General features: G+C 61.7%; 12 protein-coding genes. All 12 read right to left on the reverse strand.

Going from position 1 to position 18,582, the window contains the following annotated elements:
* Positions 1 to 5 precede the first annotated feature (5 nt).
* On the reverse strand, positions 6 to 2,447 hold the full coding sequence (locus I5L79_RS18040; RefSeq protein WP_196956471.1) for a GH92 family glycosyl hydrolase: 2,442 nt from the start codon (positions 2,445 to 2,447) through the stop codon (positions 6 to 8).
* Positions 2,448 to 2,474: 27 nt separating this feature from the next.
* On the reverse strand, positions 2,475 to 3,632 hold the full coding sequence (locus I5L79_RS18045) for a glycoside hydrolase family 76 protein (protein WP_196956472.1): 1,158 nt from the start codon (positions 3,630 to 3,632) through the stop codon (positions 2,475 to 2,477).
* A gap of 396 nt (positions 3,633 to 4,028) precedes the next feature.
* Positions 4,029 to 5,402 (reverse strand): sugar porter family MFS transporter, encoded by a 1,374-nt coding sequence (locus I5L79_RS18050; RefSeq protein ID WP_196956473.1) that lies wholly within the window; start codon positions 5,400 to 5,402, stop codon positions 4,029 to 4,031.
* A gap of 119 nt (positions 5,403 to 5,521) precedes the next feature.
* Positions 5,522 to 6,322, reverse strand: coding sequence for a DeoR/GlpR family DNA-binding transcription regulator (locus I5L79_RS18055; protein WP_196956474.1), 801 nt, complete (start codon positions 6,320 to 6,322; stop codon positions 5,522 to 5,524).
* Positions 6,323 to 6,386: 64 nt separating this feature from the next.
* On the reverse strand, positions 6,387 to 8,162 hold the full coding sequence (locus I5L79_RS18060; RefSeq protein WP_196956475.1) for a class I mannose-6-phosphate isomerase: 1,776 nt from the start codon (positions 8,160 to 8,162) through the stop codon (positions 6,387 to 6,389).
* A 395-nt stretch (positions 8,163 to 8,557) separates the two neighbouring features.
* Positions 8,558 to 9,064 carry a cupin domain-containing protein gene (locus I5L79_RS18065; RefSeq protein WP_196956476.1) on the reverse strand — a complete coding sequence of 169 codons (507 nt, stop codon included), beginning with the start codon at positions 9,062 to 9,064 and terminating at the stop codon, positions 8,558 to 8,560.
* A gap of 117 nt (positions 9,065 to 9,181) precedes the next feature.
* Complete coding sequence (locus tag I5L79_RS18070; protein WP_196956477.1) at positions 9,182 to 11,680, reverse strand: glutaminase family protein; 2,499 nt, start codon at positions 11,678 to 11,680, stop codon at positions 9,182 to 9,184.
* Positions 11,681 to 11,746: 66 nt separating this feature from the next.
* The gene (gene fucP, locus I5L79_RS18075; RefSeq protein WP_196956478.1) at positions 11,747 to 13,012 is read right to left on the reverse strand and encodes an L-fucose:H+ symporter permease; all 1,266 of its coding nucleotides are present in this window, start codon (positions 13,010 to 13,012) and stop codon (positions 11,747 to 11,749) included.
* A 107-nt stretch (positions 13,013 to 13,119) separates the two neighbouring features.
* Complete coding sequence (locus I5L79_RS18080; RefSeq protein ID WP_196956479.1) at positions 13,120 to 14,331, reverse strand: glycoside hydrolase family 76 protein; 1,212 nt, start codon at positions 14,329 to 14,331, stop codon at positions 13,120 to 13,122.
* A gap of 146 nt (positions 14,332 to 14,477) precedes the next feature.
* Positions 14,478 to 15,896, reverse strand: coding sequence for a glycoside hydrolase family 125 protein (locus I5L79_RS18085; RefSeq protein ID WP_196956480.1), 1,419 nt, complete (start codon positions 15,894 to 15,896; stop codon positions 14,478 to 14,480).
* Between the two features lie 235 nt (positions 15,897 to 16,131).
* Entirely contained in the window at positions 16,132 to 17,292 is a 1,161-nt protein-coding gene (locus tag I5L79_RS18090) for a glycoside hydrolase family 76 protein (protein WP_196956481.1), read from the reverse strand.
* A gap of 134 nt (positions 17,293 to 17,426) precedes the next feature.
* Positions 17,427 to 18,572 (reverse strand): SusE domain-containing protein, encoded by a 1,146-nt coding sequence (locus tag I5L79_RS18095; RefSeq protein ID WP_196956482.1) that lies wholly within the window; start codon positions 18,570 to 18,572, stop codon positions 17,427 to 17,429.
* Positions 18,573 to 18,582: the final 10 nt, after the last annotated feature.

Consider the following 18,582-nt stretch of genomic DNA (forward strand, 5'->3'; position numbering starts at 1 on the left):
TACGCTTATTGGGCCGAGGGTGGAGGGACCTTGGTGCCCCAGGCTTTGTTGGGCTGGGGGCCCATCACAAAAGCCAGCTTGCCGCCCTGCATCAGCTCGTCGCGGTAGAGCCAGCAGTTAGCTAGCGGTTTGCCGTTGAACTGGGCCGACTGGATGTAGCAGTTGGTCTTGGAAGCTGCGGGCGCCTCAATCACCAGCTTCTTCTGACCAGCCAGGGCAATGGTGGCGCGACGGAAAACCGGGCTGCTTAGCTGCACAATGGGCCGGGCGTCGGTGAAGCCCTTCACGTCGAACAAGCCCAGGGCCGTGATGACGTACCAGGAGCCGAGCTGGCCCTGGTCTTCGTCCTGTCCGTAGCCGTAGCCGTGGATGGGCTCGGTACCGTAGAACTCGTCGCAGATGCGGCGGGTCCACTTCTGCGTCAGCCAAGGCTGGCCCGAGAAGTTGAACAGCCAGCTGATGTGCAGGTTGGGCTGGTTGCCGTGGTTGTAAATCGACTTGATACCGGCAAACGCATCAATTTCCTTGCCCCCGCCGAAGCCGTTTTTCTCCGACACGGTGAAAATGCTGTCGAGGCGGCTGTTGAACCGCGCTTTACCAATGGCGGCCACCAGTCCGGCCGGGTTCTGGGGTACGAAAAAGGTGTACTGCAGGGCGTTGCCTTCCTGAAAGCCGCGCCAGGGCTCGGAAGGGTCAAATTTCGGGGCAAACGAGCCGTCGGCCAGCTTGGGCTGCATGAGCGTGGTCTGCGGGTTGTAAATCTGCTTCCAGCCGTTGGAAAGCTTAAGCAGCTGGGCGTAGTCGGCCGGCTTGTTGAGGGATTTGGCCAGCTGGGCGGCGGCGAAGGCGCTGAAGCTGTATTCGAGCGTGTGGGAGTTGGCGAAATACGCGCCCGTCGAATCGGTTTTGAACCACTCGCCCTTGTACTCCTTGTACTCGTCGCGGAAGGGCACGTAGCCGCGCTCCACAAAGGCCTTGGTGTCCATCTTGCCCGAGCCAAACGCCCGGTTGCGCCAGTTCAGCTCGTTGGCGCGCACGGCCTCGTAGGCCAGGTTCACGTCGTAGTTGCGGATGCCGACCTGGTAGGCAGCGGCCACGGCCAGGCCCACCATGTTGGTGCCCACGCCCGACACGTACTGGCTGTTGGCCAGCCCGTCCCCAAACCAGCCCCGGTCCTTATACACCTGCAGCTGGGTGTTCACGAAGCTGCCGTACCACTCGGGGTAGCTCAGGGCCCAGAGCTGGGTCAGGTTCCAGTAGCCGCCCCAGATGGCGTCGGTATTGATAAACTCGGGCTTGAGCTGACCCGCAACGGGCTTGGGCAGCTGGCCCACCTGGCCGCCGTGGCGGGGGTAGGCCCCGTTCACGTCGCTGGCAATGCCCCGGCCGAGCAGGGCGTGAAACAGGCCGGTGTAGAACTTGGTCTTGCTCGCCTCGTCAGGTCCTTCCACGGCCAGCTTGCCCAGCTCCCGCCGCCAGGTGGCCTGGGCCTGGGTACGGGCCTGGTCGAAGGTAAGCGTGGCGGCCTCGGCCTGCAGATTGGCCTTGGCGTTGGCCGTTGAGGTGTAGGAGAGGCCTACTTTCAGCTCAACCTTGTCGTTTTTAGCTGTTTTATAATTCAGCACCAGCCCGGCGCCTTTGCCCTGGGCAAACGAGGCCGTGGGCTGTACCCCAGCCGCCGTGAAGGCCCCTACGCTGGCTGGCCCCCGGCTGATTTCCCCGAAAAAGTACATGTTCACCTTGCCCTGGGGGTCGTAGTTCTGCACGTACTTGGGGTAGGTGCTCACGAAGCCCTCAAAGTGGGTGGCGTCAAGCATCCGGATGCTGGCATCGGTGACCTCGCTGCTCTCGCCCTGCTTGTTGCCAATGTCAAGCAGAATGTGGGCCTGCTCGCTTTGCGGGAAAGTGTAGCGGTGAAACCCGACGCGCTTGGTAGCCGTGAGCTCAGCCGTGATGCTGTAGTCGTCGAGCCGCACCTTGTAATAGCCCGGCTCGGCCACCTGGTTTTTGCGGTCGAAGCGCGAGCGGTAGCCGGTGTTTGGGCCCTCCAGGTCGCCGGGCTTGACGCGCAGCTCCCCCGTGGTGGGCATGAAGCTCACGCCGCCTACCTGCCACTCATGAAAATGCACGAAGCCCTCAATGGAGTTCTGACGGGTGTCGTAGCCCACGGCCTCCCAGCCCGAGGCATTACCGTAGTGCCCGTTGGTGGAGGGCGCCAGCTTGGCCATACCGTAGGGCACGGCCGCCGGGGTGTAGAAAAACCAGCGGCTGTGGGCCGTACCGATGTTGGGGTTGACGTACCGGAGCACATCCGACGTTGCGCTGGCAGGCGGGGCCGTTTTGGGTTTCGCTTTGGTCGCGGTCTTGGAGGAGCTTTGGGCTAGGGCACCGCCGCAGCTCAGCAGCGCCGCCAGCGCCAACAGGCTAGCCGTAAAGGTGTTTTTCATCGTCTACAGATTACGGAGGCTGGTATCTTACAGGAGCTTACGGGCCTGCAGGTCGGCCATGACCTCGGACATCATCACCCCGCTCATCTGGGTTGAGCCGTCCACGGTAGCGCCGGGCGGGCTGATCCAGCTGGTATTGAAGAGGTAGGTGGAGCGGTTGGTCCCGCGCTGGTAGAGGCTTTCGCCGTTGAACTTGAGGAAGCTCACGTAACTGGCGCGGGTGGCGGCAGGCACGGCGGACTCGGTAGCCAGCAAACTTAGGTAGCGCACCAGGATGCCCTTGAACAAGCCCCCGTCGCCCCCGCCCTCGTTCCCGACGACACCTCCTGGTGACATCTGGCTGTCGTTGAGCACGTAGCTGGCCGTGCGGTTGGCATCGTCGAGGTAGCTGGCTTGCTGGGTAGCGCGATAGAGCTCAAGCCCGGCCCCGATAAAGACGCCCTGGGAGTAGCTGAAGTGGTACTTCTTGTTGCTGGTGCCTTCGTCGTTGATGCCGTCCCAGACCATGCCGTTGGCATCGACCAGCGTCTTCTTCTGCCACTCGTACATCTTCTTGGCCCAGGCCAGGTCGTCGGGGTTCTTATCGAGCTGATAGAGCCGGGCCGCCAGAATAATGGAGGGAGCCGTGGAAGGGGTGGTTTTGTAGCCGAGCTGGTCTTTTTTCCAGGCTATGCCGCCGCCCTGCTGCTCATTCCAGCCGGTCTTGATGTCGTCCCACAGCAGCAGGGCAATGGCCTTGTAGGCCGGGTCCTGAGTTAGCTGAAAGGCGCGCAGATTGGCCACCGCGTGCCAGGCCATGTCATCGTACCAGTTGTTGAGCCAGGTGTTGCCGTTCTTGGCCTTGGCCCCCTGCTGCAAGTCCTTGATACGGGTCAAGAATTCCGTTTTCTGGGTGCGCTGGTAGCCGTCGAGCAGGATGTCGAGGCCGTGGGCCTGCCACCAGTAGTTGTAGTCGGGCTTGCCGAGGTTGTTCTGCCAGTAGTACTGACCAGTAGGCGCCCAATAGTACTTCTGCAGGGCTTCCTGGGCGGAGTCAGCACGGGCCGCCCAGTTGGCTACCGCTACTGCGGGCGGGGTTGGCTTGGGCGGAGCAATAGCATCGTCGACGGGCTCGTTACAGGCCGGCAGCAGCAGCCCACCAAGCAGGACGCAGGCGGCCATCCGGGAAAAGAGGAAGCAGAGCATAGAACGGGGAATTTTTGGCAAGGAGCAGTCAGCTTAGTGCACGGCACCCTCGTGAAATGGTGCTGAAAAGCCCCAGCGAAAACAACATACTCAGTTGGCTGCCTGGGCTAAGCCATAGCTGTCAGGCAAGGTGCGGGTATCATCTTTATCATGGCGAATTGTGAGAATTGTACTCGCCTAGGAAGGGATTTTAGCCCAATTATTTCATAATTACCTGGAATACAGACTAATTGATTTAGCTTCCAGTGCTGTCAATCCTCCCGTTCATCCTTTAGCTGCGTGTGCTGTACGGCCATGACTTGCCGGGCTTCCACCGTAAGCCAGGGTAGAGCAGCAGGCCCCAAGCCGTTAGGAAGACGCCTAGCCAGCAACAAACCAGAAAATTCCCGGACCTGCTTATTGCCAGGTTCGCTCAATCTCCTCCAGGGAACGTTCCTTGGTTTCGGGCACGGCCCGCCACACAAACACAAACGTGAGGGCCGACAACCCCGCGTACAGCCCAAAGGCCCCGCTTAGGCCCGCTGCCTTCACCAAGGACAGAAACGTGAAGGAGATGAGCGTGCACGCCACCCACAAGGCCACCGTGGCCAGCGAGGCAGCCCGGCCGCGCACGGCGTTGGGGAAGATTTCGGTGATAACAACCCATACGCCCGGCCCCAGCCCCACAGCAAAGCAGGCTACGTACAGCATAATCAAGCCCAGCAGCCAGGGCCCCGCGGCCTGCAATTGCAAGGCCACCACCAAAGCGCCCAGGGCCAGGGCCATGCCGCCCGAAGCCAGCAGCAATAGCGGCTTGCGCCCTATCCGGTCGATGACGAACAGCGCCACCACGGTGCCGACGAAGTTGATACCCCCAATCAGGGCGTTGGCACCAATGGCGGATGCGGCGCTCTGCCCGCTGTGCTCGGTGAAGATGATGGAGCCGTAGTAGAGGATAGTATTGATGCCGGTGATTTGCTGCAGCACGGCCAGTACCACCGCAATGCGCAGCGGCCGACGCAGGCGCGGCTGGCTAAGGCTGGCCTCCTCCCCGCGCTCAGCTGCCAGTGCAGCCTGAATCTCCTCGGCTTCAGCCGCCGCGGCTACCGGGCCATTGAGGCGGGTGAGAGTATTGAGAGCTTCGGCCTCGCGGCCCCGGCCCAGCTGCCAGCGTGGGCTTTCCGGCACCAGCAGCAAGGTGAGCATGAACAGCAGCGAGGGCAGGGCGGCCGAGGCAAACATCCAGCGCCACGAGTTCAGCCCCAGATCCGCCAGGTAGTAGCTGGCCACGTAAGCCAGCAGGATGCCGGTCACGATGGCGAGCTGGTTGAGCGTTACGAGCCGACCACGGATGCGGGCCGGGGCAATTTCGGCAATGTAGAGCGGTACCAGCAGCGAGGCCAGGCCGATGGCTAAGCCGCCCGCCAGCCGGGCCAGCACAAACTCGGTGAGCGTGCGCGGCACCGCCGCGGCTAGTGCAGATAGGGTAAACAGGGCCGCCGCCGCGAATAGTAGTCTGCGCCGGCCGTAACGGTCCGTGAGCCAGCCGGCCAGGGCAGCGCCAATCACTGCCCCAAACAGGATGCTGCTGGCCGCCCACTCGGTTTGGGAGTCGCTGAGGTCGAAGTCCTTTTTCAGGAAAATCAGGGCTCCGTTGATGATAGCCGTGTCGAAGCCAAACAGCAGACCGCCCAGTGCTGCCACCGTCGCAATCAGGTACACGTAGCCCGGGTTGCCGGCCTGATCGAGCGCAGCCACGGCGGCCGAGGAGCCGGCTGGTTCACGAAACATTGGTCCAGGGGCGCGAAAAAGAGGCATGGCGGTTGGGCTAGTGGGAGGAGAGAATGCGGCGCGGCTTACCAGCCGGCTCGTGGTTTGAGAACTGGGCGCGCCAGCAGGCAATCAGGGCATCAGACCTGCACTACCTCAATGCCCAGCTGCCGGAAGGGGGCCAGCTGCGCCTCGGTGGCGCCCGAGTCGGTGATGAGCTGGTGTACTTCCGTGGTGGGGCAGATCAGCGAGGTAGTTACCACGCCTAGCTTGGTGTGGTCGGCTACCACGATGCGACGCTTGGCCTGCCGCACCATCACCTGAATCACGGCGGCCTCTTCGGGGTGCAGCGACGTCAGGCCCCGCTCCGCGTCGATGCCGTTGACCCCGATAAATACTTTGTCGACAAAAAACTGGCTGAGCGCCTGCGCCGTGGCGGGCCCGGCCAGCGAAAACCAGCCGCCCGTCAGGAAGCCGCCCGTCACAAACACGCGCACGTCGTCGCGCTGGCTTAGCTCCATGGCCACGTTCACGGTGTTGGTGACGACCGTCACGTTGGCACCGGGCCGCAGGCTGCGCGTTACCTGGGTGGTGGTGGTGCCAGCCGTCAGCGAAATGGTTTCGCCCGGCTGGATAAGGGCGGCGGCGGTCAGGCCAATGCGGCGCTTTTCGGCCAGGTTGCGGTCTATTTGCTCATGAAAGCTCGAATCGTAGCGGAATGGCTCGTAGAGCAGGGGCTCAACAGGCACGGCCCCGCCGTGGGTGCGCCGGAGCCGCCCGCGCTGCTCCAGGTCTACCAGGTCGCGCCGCACGGTAGCCACCGACACGCCAAACTGCGCGGCCAGCTCTTCTACCGACACAGTGCCCTTGTGCAGCAGCTTTTCGATGATGGTTTGGGCGCGAATGGCCGCGGCGTTATCAGGCGTAAGTAAGTCAGACACGAGACGTAGGTTTTTAGTAGGTTATCCGACAGGCAAGGTAGCTGCCGAACGAAGCCAATCCGGCTTAGGGCTGGGTGCGTACGTAGGCTTTCAGGGTGGCGCACTCAGTGCCTACGGCCGGGCCGTGGGGCCGAATGGTATAGGCGCCCACCGCCGCCGGCACGATAAACGTTTCGGCGTAATGCACCACGTAGGGCTCGAATGCTCCGCTTGGGCTTTCCACGACAGCCTCCGCGCCTTGTACCAGGTTGAGCACGTTCACGCCTCCGTGGGTATCGTGCGGTACCGTCCCCGTGAACCAGTGGCGGCGCGTCTCGATGAACTCCCGCTCGTGCAGGCCGGTGCGTTCTTCGCGCCAGCCGGGGCCGCTGCCCAGGGGGGTAACCTGGTTGACGAGGTGCTGCGTCACCCAGCTGGTGGTGCGGTCCGGCTGAATGTTGGCCGCGCCGTGCGCCAGGTGAATGGGACGGGGTAGGCCGTCAAGACCCAGCCGCTCCCAGTCCCAGAGCTTGAACGTGAAGATGTAGGGGGTAGCCGAAATTTCCAGCACCATGCCACCCGCCCCGGAGCAGTGCACCGTCCCGGCCGGAATCAGGAAGTGGTCGTGCGCCCGGGCCGGAAACGCGTTGACGTACTGGTCAGTTGGGAAAGGTGCCTCGGGGTTGTCTTGAGCGCGCTGCAAATCCGCCAGCATGGCCGGGAAATCAACGTTTTCTTTGAGTCCCAGGTACACCACTGCTTCCGGCTCGGCGGCCAGCATATAGTAGCTCTCATCCTGGGTGTAGGCTAAGCCAAACTTGTCCTGCGCGTACTCCGTGAGCGGGTGCACCTGCAGGGAAAGGTTGCCCCCACCCATGGTGTCGAGGAAGTCGAAGCGGATAGGAAACTCGGTGCCGAAGCGTCCGTGCAGAGCCTCGCCCAGCAGCTCGCGCGGATGCGCAAACACCAAGTTGATGCTGGGAATTTCGACCCGCGCCTCGCCGAAGCCCAGCAGCAGGCTATTTTCCTCCGGCACGCAGTCAAAGCACCAGGCGTAGTTGGGCGGGCCATCGGGCAGGTCACACACCTCACGCATCCACTGTCCGCCCCAGGGGCCCGGGTCGAAGAAAGGCACCACCCGGAACGGCTGCCGCACGGCCGCCGCCAACCCAGCGCGCAAGTCGGCGCCGCTGATGAGCTTGGGCGCGGCCGGCTCGTTGGTATCAAGCAGGAAGTCGGCCCGGGGCAGCACCTGCTTTTTGAGTCGATCAGCGGCCCGCCAGTCCACAAAAAACGCACGCTTGTATTTGAGGCTGGCTTTTTCGTTGAAGTTGCTGCTGCCCAGGTTGGCAATGTCGCCGCGCCGCTGTCGTAGCTGGATTTCCCAGCGGGCTAGGTCAGCGTAGACAAGCAGGGTAGGGTTGGGGCATATCAACGTGGCGCCGGTACCCAGTATCAAGACTAACTGCCCTGTGGCCTTAACCAAGGCGTCTTGCGCCGCTTGCAATTGCCCAGGGTTGAAAAAATCGGCTATGGTCAGCCCATTGAGCCGGCCAAAAACGGGGTCGTCGGTAAGCGGGCCGGCTACCATCCGGTCAATTTCGGCCGGGGTGAAATACAGCTCGTCCGCTACCAAGCACTGGGCCGGCTGCAGGGCCTGCGTCAGCTCGTGTTGCAGCTGCTTGAGGTCGGTTCCTGGGTAGCACTCTACCGCCAGCACGTGTGGTTGGATGGTGGCGGGCGGCAGCGCTTGTAGTGCGGCTCGCAGTGCGCTGGCAATGGCTGACCATCCCGTTTGGCAAGCATCAGCCCCTGCTGCTACCGGCACAAAGGGATACTTGTCATAGTTGGAAGCGCGCATATGAGAAGTGCTGAAAGGCCGTGCTTAAGCGAAAAGGGAGGGTTGTTGCTGCCAAGCGGTTTGCACTTGCAGATAGTAGATGCTCCCGACAATGGACGACTTCGTACTTAATGCTCCGGAGGAGCAACGCACTAGTCCCTTACTGTCTTTATGATGCAATATAAATACTATTAATGATTGTTTTGTATCAAAACGAGCATAAAAATTTTCAATTGACTATTAAAGCATCTTGGTATGGTTTCGAAAGAACAAGGCACAGTTATCATTTATGAGTTGTGCTGCGAGTTCTAGCTCCTAGTTTATGACTTCATCACAAGAACTAGGTTGGTTTAAAAACAAGGACAGGGAGTATGAATGCTCATACTCCCTGTCTGCTTGGGTATTTCTGGGTATTCCTACCGACCAAAATCGTCTTCGACCCGCACAATGTCTTCTTCGTCGGATGGGTAGGCTGGGTCGGTGTGCTGCCAGATTTCGGCCACTATTCCCCAGCCATCGAGGCCTACCAGGCGGTGACGCTCGCCCTGCCGCAGCACGACCCGTTCACCCGCTTCATAGCGTTTCACCTCGCCCTGCTCATCGGTGTCGCTCGTGGCCACGCCTACCGGACCCTGCACAACTTGCCAGATTTCGGCCCGGCGGTGGTGGTACTGCCACGACAAGCGGGCTTCCGGCGCTACCAACAGCACCTTCGGGCTCAGCTTGCCCGAAATACGCAGTTCGTCAATCGACAAGCCATTGAAGTACTGATCGGCAAATTGCTGGGCCTGGCTTTCATCGAGCACGAAAAAGCCGCCCCAGGGCCGCGTCTGGTCCTGCTGGGCAATGCGGAAGTCCTGTTGCTGCAGCTGCGCGGCTACTTGCTCGAATAAGGCCTGCTTTTGGGAATCAGTTGAGGACATACAAAGGTGAAAGAAGGCTACTGAGTTGAATAAAATGAAGTGTCAGGTGAAAACCCCGCGGCAAAGTTGTCAGTGCCAGGCTGAATTGCCCTGTCTGCCTCGGGTAGTAGACGCCAATTAAGGCTTGCTGCCCATTTGCTTTTGCAGCAGCTTGATGAAATAACCGCCAACGACCGAGCGGGCCTGAAATCCTACCTGGCGGGCATCTGTGGTTTCGTGCCAGTCGCCAAGCGGCACGCGGCTCGGGGTTTCGTTGGCATAAAGCCAGATCGGGTGTACCAAGGCCTGGAAATCCGCGTCGCGCTCCGCCAGGGTAGCCGTCCACAGTATCCAGTCCGACTTGGTGTAGGTCTTACGGCTATCCAGGGGCAGGCCGTAGCGCTGCTGCCGGGTAAGGTAGAAGGCCAGTTCCTTTTGTGCTACCTCCCGGGGGAATATATTCAGCTCCAGCAGCTGGTCCCAGACCAGGTTGTACTTCTGGCTCCAGGAACCGGCGGGCTTGTCAAAGGTCAGGGCGTAGTGGTTGCCGTCCTCGGCCAGCTGCATCCAGCGACGCGCGTAGTCGCGGGCCAGGGCCGTGTATTCGGTAGCCGTTTTCTCGTCGCCCTGCTGCCGCGCCATTTGGCCGTAGCAGGCTATGCCCATAATGGCTTTCAGGGAGAGGTTAGCGTTGCGGGCCAGGTGGCCGGCGAAGTCATCGGTGCAGAGTTGGTTGGTGGGGTCAAGGCCGTCGCGCTTGAGGAATTCCACCCACTTGGTAAGCGTGGTCCAGTGGGCGCGGGCAAAGTCAGGCTTGCCGTCACGCTTCACTGTGGCCGCCGTGAGGATGAGCATATTGCCGGCTTCTTCCACGGGCATGTCCTCCCCGTACTTCTGCCCGTTGGCCAGGGGGTAGGTGCCGATGTCGTGGGCCGGAAAATCCTTCTGCCAGCGGCCCGACTCGCTGTAGTCGAAGATAAAGCGCAGCAACCCCTTGGCCAGTTCGTTGTTGTAGAGCAAAAACAGCGGCGCCGACGGATAGGTCACGTCCACCGTGCCGATGAAGCCGCCGGAGAAATTCTCCTTGGAGAGCAGCAGTAGCTCGCCCTTGGGCCCCGCCGCGATGGTGTGAGCGGCCACAGCTTGCCGGTAAGCCAGCTGGCAGAGGTCGGCGTACTCCCGGCCGCCGGCCGCCTGGGCATCGGTGTAGAGTTTCTTATCGAAAGCAGCGCATTGCTGGCGTATGCTGGCATAATCGGTTTCAGCAGCTTGCAGGGCCTTGGCCATGGTCATGGCCGGGTCGCGGCGCCACCACGGACGCAGGTTCTGGCCGAAGTACTGCACGGCGTAGGGCGTGTCATAGCCCAGCAGCAGGTGGCGCTCGGCGGGCTGGTTTACCTGACCTAAATCCAGCACCGCAGCCAGCGCGGTGTTCTGCGCCTGAGTTCCCGATGCGGATTGAGTTGGGCTAGCTGAGGGCAGGGCGCCGGTTTTGGTGAAAGCCGCTTTCAGCGCTTGCAGCGTGCCGGTTCCGACTTTCGCTGCGCCTACGGGTGCCGCCAGGTAGGCCTGCCCCCAGTCGATACGATGGTTGTCGCCGGACTGGCCCAGGACGGCCTGCGTGGTGGTGCCCACGGCCTGCCAGCCCAGCGTCCCAGCCTTGCCCGCCTGGGTAGCCACGCGTTGGTAGGGCGTGTTGGTAGCCAGCGAAGCGCTGGCCGCCAGCAGCACCTGCACCTTATGGGGCTTGCCGTCGGCGCTCTGGGCCCGGAAAGTGAGGTAGCTGACGGGCCGGGCCAGGGTTTCCAGCTTATCCAGCAGCAGCGGCGAAAGAAACTGCGCCGTCAGCCGCACTGGGCCGGCCTCAAAGGCATAGGTGGTTTGGGTGGCCGTGAGCGTAACACCGGTTTGGCGGGCCACGGGCAGCGAAGCCGGAGCCGGTTCCGCCGCGTAGATTCCGGCGTCGAGGTGGGCGCCGCCCTGGGGGTTGGCGCAGTGCATGGCCAGTAGGTTCTCGCCTTGGCGCAAGGCCGCACGGGCCGCGTCGGGCAGAGCAAATCGCTCGTAGCTGCCGTTGGCCCCGCCCTGCTTCAGCAGCAGCACGCCGTTGAGGTACACTTCCGCGTCATCGTCGTGCAAAAGCAGCAATACGAGCTTGCCCGTGGGCAGGGGCCCGCTCAGCTTCAGGCTGCGGCGTGCCCACACGTCGCGGCTGGTCCACTGCGTGCCGGCCTGGCTGGTATTGTTGGTGAACGGGGCCGGGCCGGTCTTCCAACTGGCGGCGGGAGTGAAAGCCGGCTGCTCCCAGCCCGCGGCCGGGGCCTCAAAGGTGTAGCGGGCCGAATATGGGGTTTCGGCCGCAATGGGAATAATAGCCCGTAGCGGGGTGGCGGTCTGCCCCATCAGCTGGTAAGACTGGCCATCGACGCGGACTAAGCCTTCCAGCGGCTGCGCCTCACCGGTCCAGTGCCGGGTAGGGCCCGCGCTGAGCGTGTCCTGAAACGACCAGAGGCTGAAGTAAGGGTCGTGGGTAATGAGCGGATAGGCCGGGGGCCGCAGATTCTGCGCTTCGGCGTAATTGGTCCCCAAGCTCAACCAGGCCAGGCTAAGCGGTAAGAATATTCGTAGAAGTTTCATGTTGTGGCGACCAGAGAAAGCGGAGGCAACCAGCCAGGGAAAGGCTGCAGGAGTACTGCGCCGTAGTTAGCGGGGCTGCACCTGGTGGTACTTGGCACCGAAGAGCAGAATCACGACGTAGCAGATAATGGGCAAGTAGTAGGCCCCCGCAATATCGTGGTTGGCCACCTGGCCCATGAGATAGGGAAAAACCGCTGCGCCCACCACGCCCGTGATGATGAAAGAGGAGCCCTGCTGGGTACGCGGCCCCAGATCTTTCAGGCCCAGGCTAAAGACGGTGGGAAACATGATGCTGAAAAAGAAATTGAGCAGCAGCAGCGCCCCAAACGAAGCCCAGCCCCAGCCCTGGGCAATTACTAGGCACAGCACAATGTTAGCCCCCGCCGCAATGGCCAGCAGCCGGGCCGGCGCAATCACGCGCATAAGGGCCGTGCCGATAAAGCGGCCCACCATCATCAGCACCATGCTGAAGGCGAAGAAGTAGGCAGCCCGCTCAGCACTCAGGCTCATTTTCTCTACCCCGTAGTTGATGAAGAACGCCCAGGTGCCGCCCTGGGCCGCGGCGTTGAAAAACTGCGCCGCCACGGCCCAGCGGAAGTGGCGCCGACTGAAGAGAGAAGGCGTATCGGCGGCCAGCACTGGCTCCTCCCCGGGCGCCAGTTCGGCGGCGTGCGGGTCGGTGGGCAGGGGCGGCACCCGCACCAGCGCAAAGCCCACGGCTACCGCCAGAATAACGGCTCCTATAACGAGGTAGAGGGTTTTAACGGCTTGCAGGCCTTCCGAAGCGCCGCCCTGGCTGGCTCGCAGAATAAAGTAGCCCCCTATAACCGGCCCGATGACGGCGCCCAGCCCGTTGAACGACTGGGCAAAGTTGATGCGCTGGTCGCTGCTCCGCTGGTCACCAAGGGCAGCAATAAACGGGTGCGCTACGGTTTCGAGCGTGGCTAGTCCGCAGGCCAGGACAAACAAGGCGCCCCGGAAAAATAGGAAAGAGCCCGCATTAGCTGCCGGAATAAACAGAAAAGCCCCGGCTGCATACAGGCCCAGCCCAAGCAGCACCCCGTTCTTGTACCCGAACCGCTGCATGAACAGCCCCGCCGGAATACCCATCAGGGCGTAGGCCCCGAAGATGGAAAACTGCACCAGCCCGGAGTCGGCCTTGCTCACGTGCAGCACGCTCTGAAAGTGACGGTTGAGCACGTCGCCCATCGTAATGGCTACTCCCCAAAGCAGGAACAGGGATGCTACAAAGACGAAGGTGAGGACGAAGCGCCGCTCCGTGAAAGCGGGCCGGGCAGCAGGAACGGGAGGGGCAGTAGCTTGAGCGGGCATACGAACGAAGTAGCAGGGAGGAGAAATGACGACTGGAATGCCAGTCCGTGGTGATTGAATACAGGCTAGACCGAGTAGGAATCAGCCAGCTTTGGCCAGGGGAAACCCTAGCGGAAGCGGTACAGGTTGAGCATCATCGACACGCCGCCATTCGTGCGCCAGGAGTTCAGGTTTTCCGTGTCTGACGTGCGGATGCTCCACAGATTCCACATGATGCCGTTGGAGTTGCGGATGGACCAGGCCTGGGTGGCATTTGCGTCTAACCAGGGGCCGTAATTAGCTGCCGTGCCCGTGTCTTTTACAAACATGCAGGCCCACCGGGCAAAGATGGACTTGCCGCCCTGGGTGTCGAGCGTACCGTCTTCGTCTTGCAGGATGCCACCCGGCGTCTTGGACAGACTGTTGCGGGCGTAGTCCATGGCTTTCAAACCCATGGCCCGGTAGTCGGGGGTAGTGTAGTAGGGCCGTAGCTCATTGGCCGCCCCAATAAAGGTGCCCTGCGTGTAGAGCAGTGCCCCTTCGTAGATTTGGCCCGAGGTGTTCATGGCGCCCTTTACCTCTCCGGTAGAGGCTACGTAGAAGCGAGGCACCATCCAGTCCATAATCATTTTGGCCTTGTTGCGGTAGCTCACGTCGCCGGTGGCTTTGTAGAGCTTCATAGCGCAAATCACGGCCGGGGCATTCACGCAGGTGTTTTTGGAAAGCTTGTCCGTTTTCCACCACAGGCCCCCGCCCAGGGTCGTGTCCCAGCCCCGGGCCCACACCAGGTCGAAGTTTTGCCGGGCCATGGTCAGCATTCCGCCATCGTTCCAGATTTCGTAGGCACGCAGGCACATGATAGAGCCCCAGATGACATCGTCGTTGAACTCATTGTTGCTCCACGTTAGGCCGTAGGCATCGCGCATGCCGTGGTACAGGTACTGGACTTTGTTTTTAAGGTCAACGGTCGGGTTCACGTTGTAGGCGTCGATAACCGTTTCGATAGCCTCGGCCTGGGTCCAGAAGTCCATCCGCTTGGTTTTGGCTATATCAAACCAATAGTTCGCCTTGTAGGAAGGACCGTAGGTGCCGTACTGGTTGTAGTACTTATTGTCGTAGCTACTCAACGCCAGCAGGGCGTCGCTTTTGGATACAACGGCCTGGCTGCTTGCCGGCGTGGTGGGCACCGCCGCCGAGCTTTTCGGAACAGCCTCCTTCTGGCAGCCGCTGAGCACACTCAGCAGCAGAGCCGGCAGCAGGAGCCGGGTGGTTTTCCGTTTCAGCCCGGCAGCAGCCTTGACAGGTTCCGGGAAGCGGCCAGCAGCGTCTTTCTGGTTCATGGTATGGGTTTTTGACGGGTGAATTTTCACTTCTCAACCTCCTTGACTCAAGCGGCAACGGACCAGGCCAGCCCCTGTCGGAAAAGGCAATACGCAGGCAGGGAGCTAGGCTGGCAGCTCCCATCAATAGGCGATAAGTCAGAAAATCAGGACAGCAGCTTCGGGGACTCCTGGTAGGTTTTCCACAGGAATTCGCCGAACAGCGTGTTGGCCCAGGCAAACCACGGGCGGCTGAACTTGCTGAAGTCGTCCTTGTGAAACGCCTCATGCATGTAGCCCGTACCGGCGTGGCTGCGGCGTAGCGTCTGCACGCAGGCCCGGATTTCGTCGGGGCTCTGGCTGGTGAGGCCCCGAATGGTGATGCCCAGCGGCCAGATCATGTCCAGGCCGGCATGGGGGCCGCCAATTCCCTCGGCGGCAGTTCCCTTGAAGAAAAACGGGTTATCCAGGGAGAGCAGAAACTTGCGCGTGTTCTGGTACACGGGGTCCGTGAGGGGCACGCCGCCTAGGTAAGGCAACGCCAGCAAGCTGGGCACGTTGGCGTCGTCCATCAGATTCACTGAGCCCATGCCGTTGACTTCGTAGGCGTAGATGCGGCCGTAGGTGGGGTGCTCCACGGTGGCGTGCTCTTTCAGGGCACCTTCCACTTCGGTGGCCAGGGCGCGCATGTCGGTGGCCGTTTCGCGCTGCTGGGGCTGCAGGGCCTCCAGCATTTCGGCTGCCTGGCGCAGGCTCGTTACGGCAAAGAAGTTGCTCGGAATCAGAAACGAAAACACGGTGGCGTCGTCGCTGGGCCGGAAGCTGGAGCAAATCAACCCTACGGGCTTCACGGGGTAGCCGTAGCCGTTCAGGGGCACGCCGTCGGTAGCGAAGGCCGTGGTGCGCTGGAAGTGGTAGGGGCCGGGGCTGGTTTTGCGCTGCTGCTCCCGGAAGGTGCGCAGCGTGGCCTGCAGGGCCTGGGCCCAGGTAGCGTCGAAGGGCGAAGCGTCGCCGGTGGTTTTCCAGTAGCCGTAGGCCAGCCGCACGGGGTAGCAGAGCGAGTCAATTTCCCATTTGCGCTCGTGCAGGCCCGGCTTCATGTCGGTCAGGTCGTCTTTCCACTCCCCGGTCTTGGTGTCGTCCCCGTAAAACGCATTGGCATACGAGTCCTTGTTGATGCAGCGCGCCTGCCGCCGGATAACGCCCGCCACGAGCTTGCGCAGGGGCGCGTCCTGCTTGCAGAAGGGCAGGTAGGGCCATACCTGGGCCGAAGAGTCGCGCAGCCACATGGCGTCGATGTCGCCGGTGATGACGTAGGTGTCGGGCTGCCCGCCCGCCTCGGAGTAGGTGACGGTGGTGTCGAGCGTGTTCGGAAAGCAGTTCTCGAACAGCCAGCCCAGCTCCGGGTCCTTTACTTTTTTCCTGAACTCGGCAATGGCTTTTTCGACGGCCACGGAGCTGAAGCGTCGGGCCGAGCGCGCCGGGCGCACCGTTTTGAAGGACGGCGGGGCGAAGGCCCAGGCGCCACTGGTGTAGACAGTCGCGCCAAGGATGGCCGTGTTCTGGATAAACGTGCGACGGTTCATGCGTTGAGTCTGAGAGTAGAAAAGCGAGGAAGAAGAGTAGGCGCGCGCGAGTCAGTAGGCGTGTAGTGTAGCCGCCAAGCTACTACATCCATCCACGGGGACCACGCTGGCCTGGCTAGGAAATGGTGCCCCGGCTTCCCCGACCGGAGCACCATGCACGGACTATGTCCCACCACGTCCGCTTCCCATTTATAGACCTGCTTGGGGCCTATAGCGAAGAACTGGTCCTATTACTTTAAAGCAGCTTGCGCGCTTGTAAATCGGCCAGCACTTCCAGCAGCATGACGCCGCTCATTTGCGTAGAAGACTCCACCGCGCCCTGGGGCTGGCTGGTCCAGTTGGTATTGAACAACCCCGGCGGGCGGCGGGCCCCGCGTTTCCAGGCCGATTCGCCGTTGAACTTCAGAAAGTTGATGTAGTTCGTGCGGGTGCCGGCAGCCACATCGGGCTCCGTGGCCAGCAAGGCCAGGTAGCGCACCAGGATGCCTTTGAACAGGCCGCCGTCGCCGGCATTTTCGTTTTTCAGGATGCCCCCGGGCGCCATGTCTGCGTCGCCGAGCACGAAGCTGGCCGTGCGGGTGGCGTCGGCCAGGTACTCGGGTTTTTTCGTGGCCTGGTACAGCGCGTGTCCCGCCCCGATGTACACGCCCTGGCAGTACGTAAAGCGCCAGTTTTTATCGATCTGCCCGTCGCCGGTGCGGTTGATGCCGTCCCAGACCAGGCCAGTAGCCGGGTCCACGAGCTTGGCCTTCTGCCACTGGTAGATTTTCTCGGCCCAGGCTAAATCGTCCGGGTTCTTGTCGAGCAGGTAGAGGCGGGCAGCCAGAATGGCGGCGGGGGCGTTAGCAGGCGTGTTCTTATAGTCGCGCTGGGTTTTCTTCCAGGCTATGCCGCCGCCCTGCTGCTCGTTCCAACCGGTCTTGATGTCTTCCCAGAGCAGCTTGGCTGTGGCTTTATAGGTCGGGTCGCCGGTGAGCTGGAAAGCCCGCAGGCAGGCCAGGGCTTGCCACTCCATGTCGTCGTAGAACTCGTTGAGGTAGGTGTTGCCGTTTTTGGCTTTGGCACCCACCTGCAGCTGCTGGGCCTGGGTCAGGTAGTCGGAACTGCTGGTACGCTTGTAGCCGTCCATCAGCACATCGAGGCCGTGGGCCTGCCACCAGTAGTTGAAGCCCGCGTCGCCGGCGTTGTTCTTGGCGTAGTACTGGCCAGCCGTAAAAAAGCCCTGGCGCAAGGCATTCTGCGCCGAGTCGGCCCGGGCTGCCCAGTTGGCCGGCGCCGCCGTCACGGGCGGGGTCGGGGGCTTGGTGATGACGTCGTCGATGGGCTCCTTGCAGGAGCACAGCAGCACCAAGCTCAAGAGCGCACCGGCAAGCCGGGAAGCGGTAAGTAAAACCATTGGGGAAAGCGAAATAATGCCGGAAGCGGCAGACTGGTAAGTGGAATTCAGGTAGCAACCTGGCTGGAAGTGCGAAACGCCCGCTGGAAATAAGCGCCATTCGCCTAACCCTAGCGGACGTTTCACTTAGTACCCTACCGGAGTGTTACCTGGTGGGTGTACGGCCCGTCGGGCTGCATCTTGACGGTGATATCCGCGTTTTTGCCATCGGCTTCCGACTGGAACTTGAAGGTGTAGTCGTACTGGTTATCCGGGCCGGGCGTCAGGAAGAAGTACTCGGCCGGGCTGTTGGCCGTGGCGCGCTGGTTGTCGCGGTTGGTGCTGCCCAGGTACTGCTTGCTGGTCACGCCGGCTGCGTCTTTCTGGGTCACTAAAAACTTGTACCGCTCATCCCGGCCCCAGCTTTCCTGGAAGAACTCAATGGGCGTATTCTCCACTTTCCACACGCCGTTGCCCACGTAGGGCAGATCCGCCTTCACCTTGTTCTCGGCCGATACCCACAAACCTATCGACACAATTTCCGTGAGCGTGGTAGCTGAGTTGTTAAAGTCGAGCTGAATGTGGTACACCGCGGGCGCAGTCGCCGGGCTGGTGGCCTGGTCGCCTTCGCGCAGCTTGTTGCCGTCCATGTAGTAAGCGGTGGGCGTGCCGGTGGTCTGGTCTACCAGCTTCACTTCGCCGGGGCTCAGGCGGGTGTACAGCTCAAACACGCCCGCCGAAATGCGCTTGAAGGGCATGGCCATGCTCAGGTCGGTGCCCGCTTCGGTGCCCGAGCCGGTCAGGTACAGATTGGCGGGGATGGTGGCAAAGCCAGCCGGGCGCTCCAGCTCAATCACGCGGGCAGCCGTAGCGGGCAGTACGTTTAGGCCTTTCGAGGCATTCACGGTCCACTTCAGCTTGCCCTTTTCCTGGGCCTTGATGCCGGCCAGGTTGGCAATGCGGTTCAAGTCGCCGTGGGTCAGCACCAGCTTGGTATCCTGGCCGTTGGTACCCGAGGTGGTGGTGTACACTGGGCTGGAGAAGTCGCCGCCTTCCTCATCGAACATCACTTCGTAGAGCACCAGCGTGCCGTCGGCGGCGCGGGCCTGGCTCCACTCAAACGTGATGGCGGCGTTGGAAGCGGGGTCGAGGCGCACGAAGGTGTTGTCGCCGGGCGAGATGAAGTTCGATACGGGCGTGATGGTGCCGTCGAGGGCATCATCGTCTTCGTCCTTACAGCTGGAAAGCAGGCCGCTGGCCAGCAGCAACAAAAACAGCAAGGGATTTAAGAGCCTTTTCATTGGTAGAATG

This window comes from Hymenobacter guriensis (assembly GCF_015773195.1).
GTDB lineage: Bacteria > Bacteroidota > Bacteroidia > Cytophagales > Hymenobacteraceae > Hymenobacter > Hymenobacter guriensis.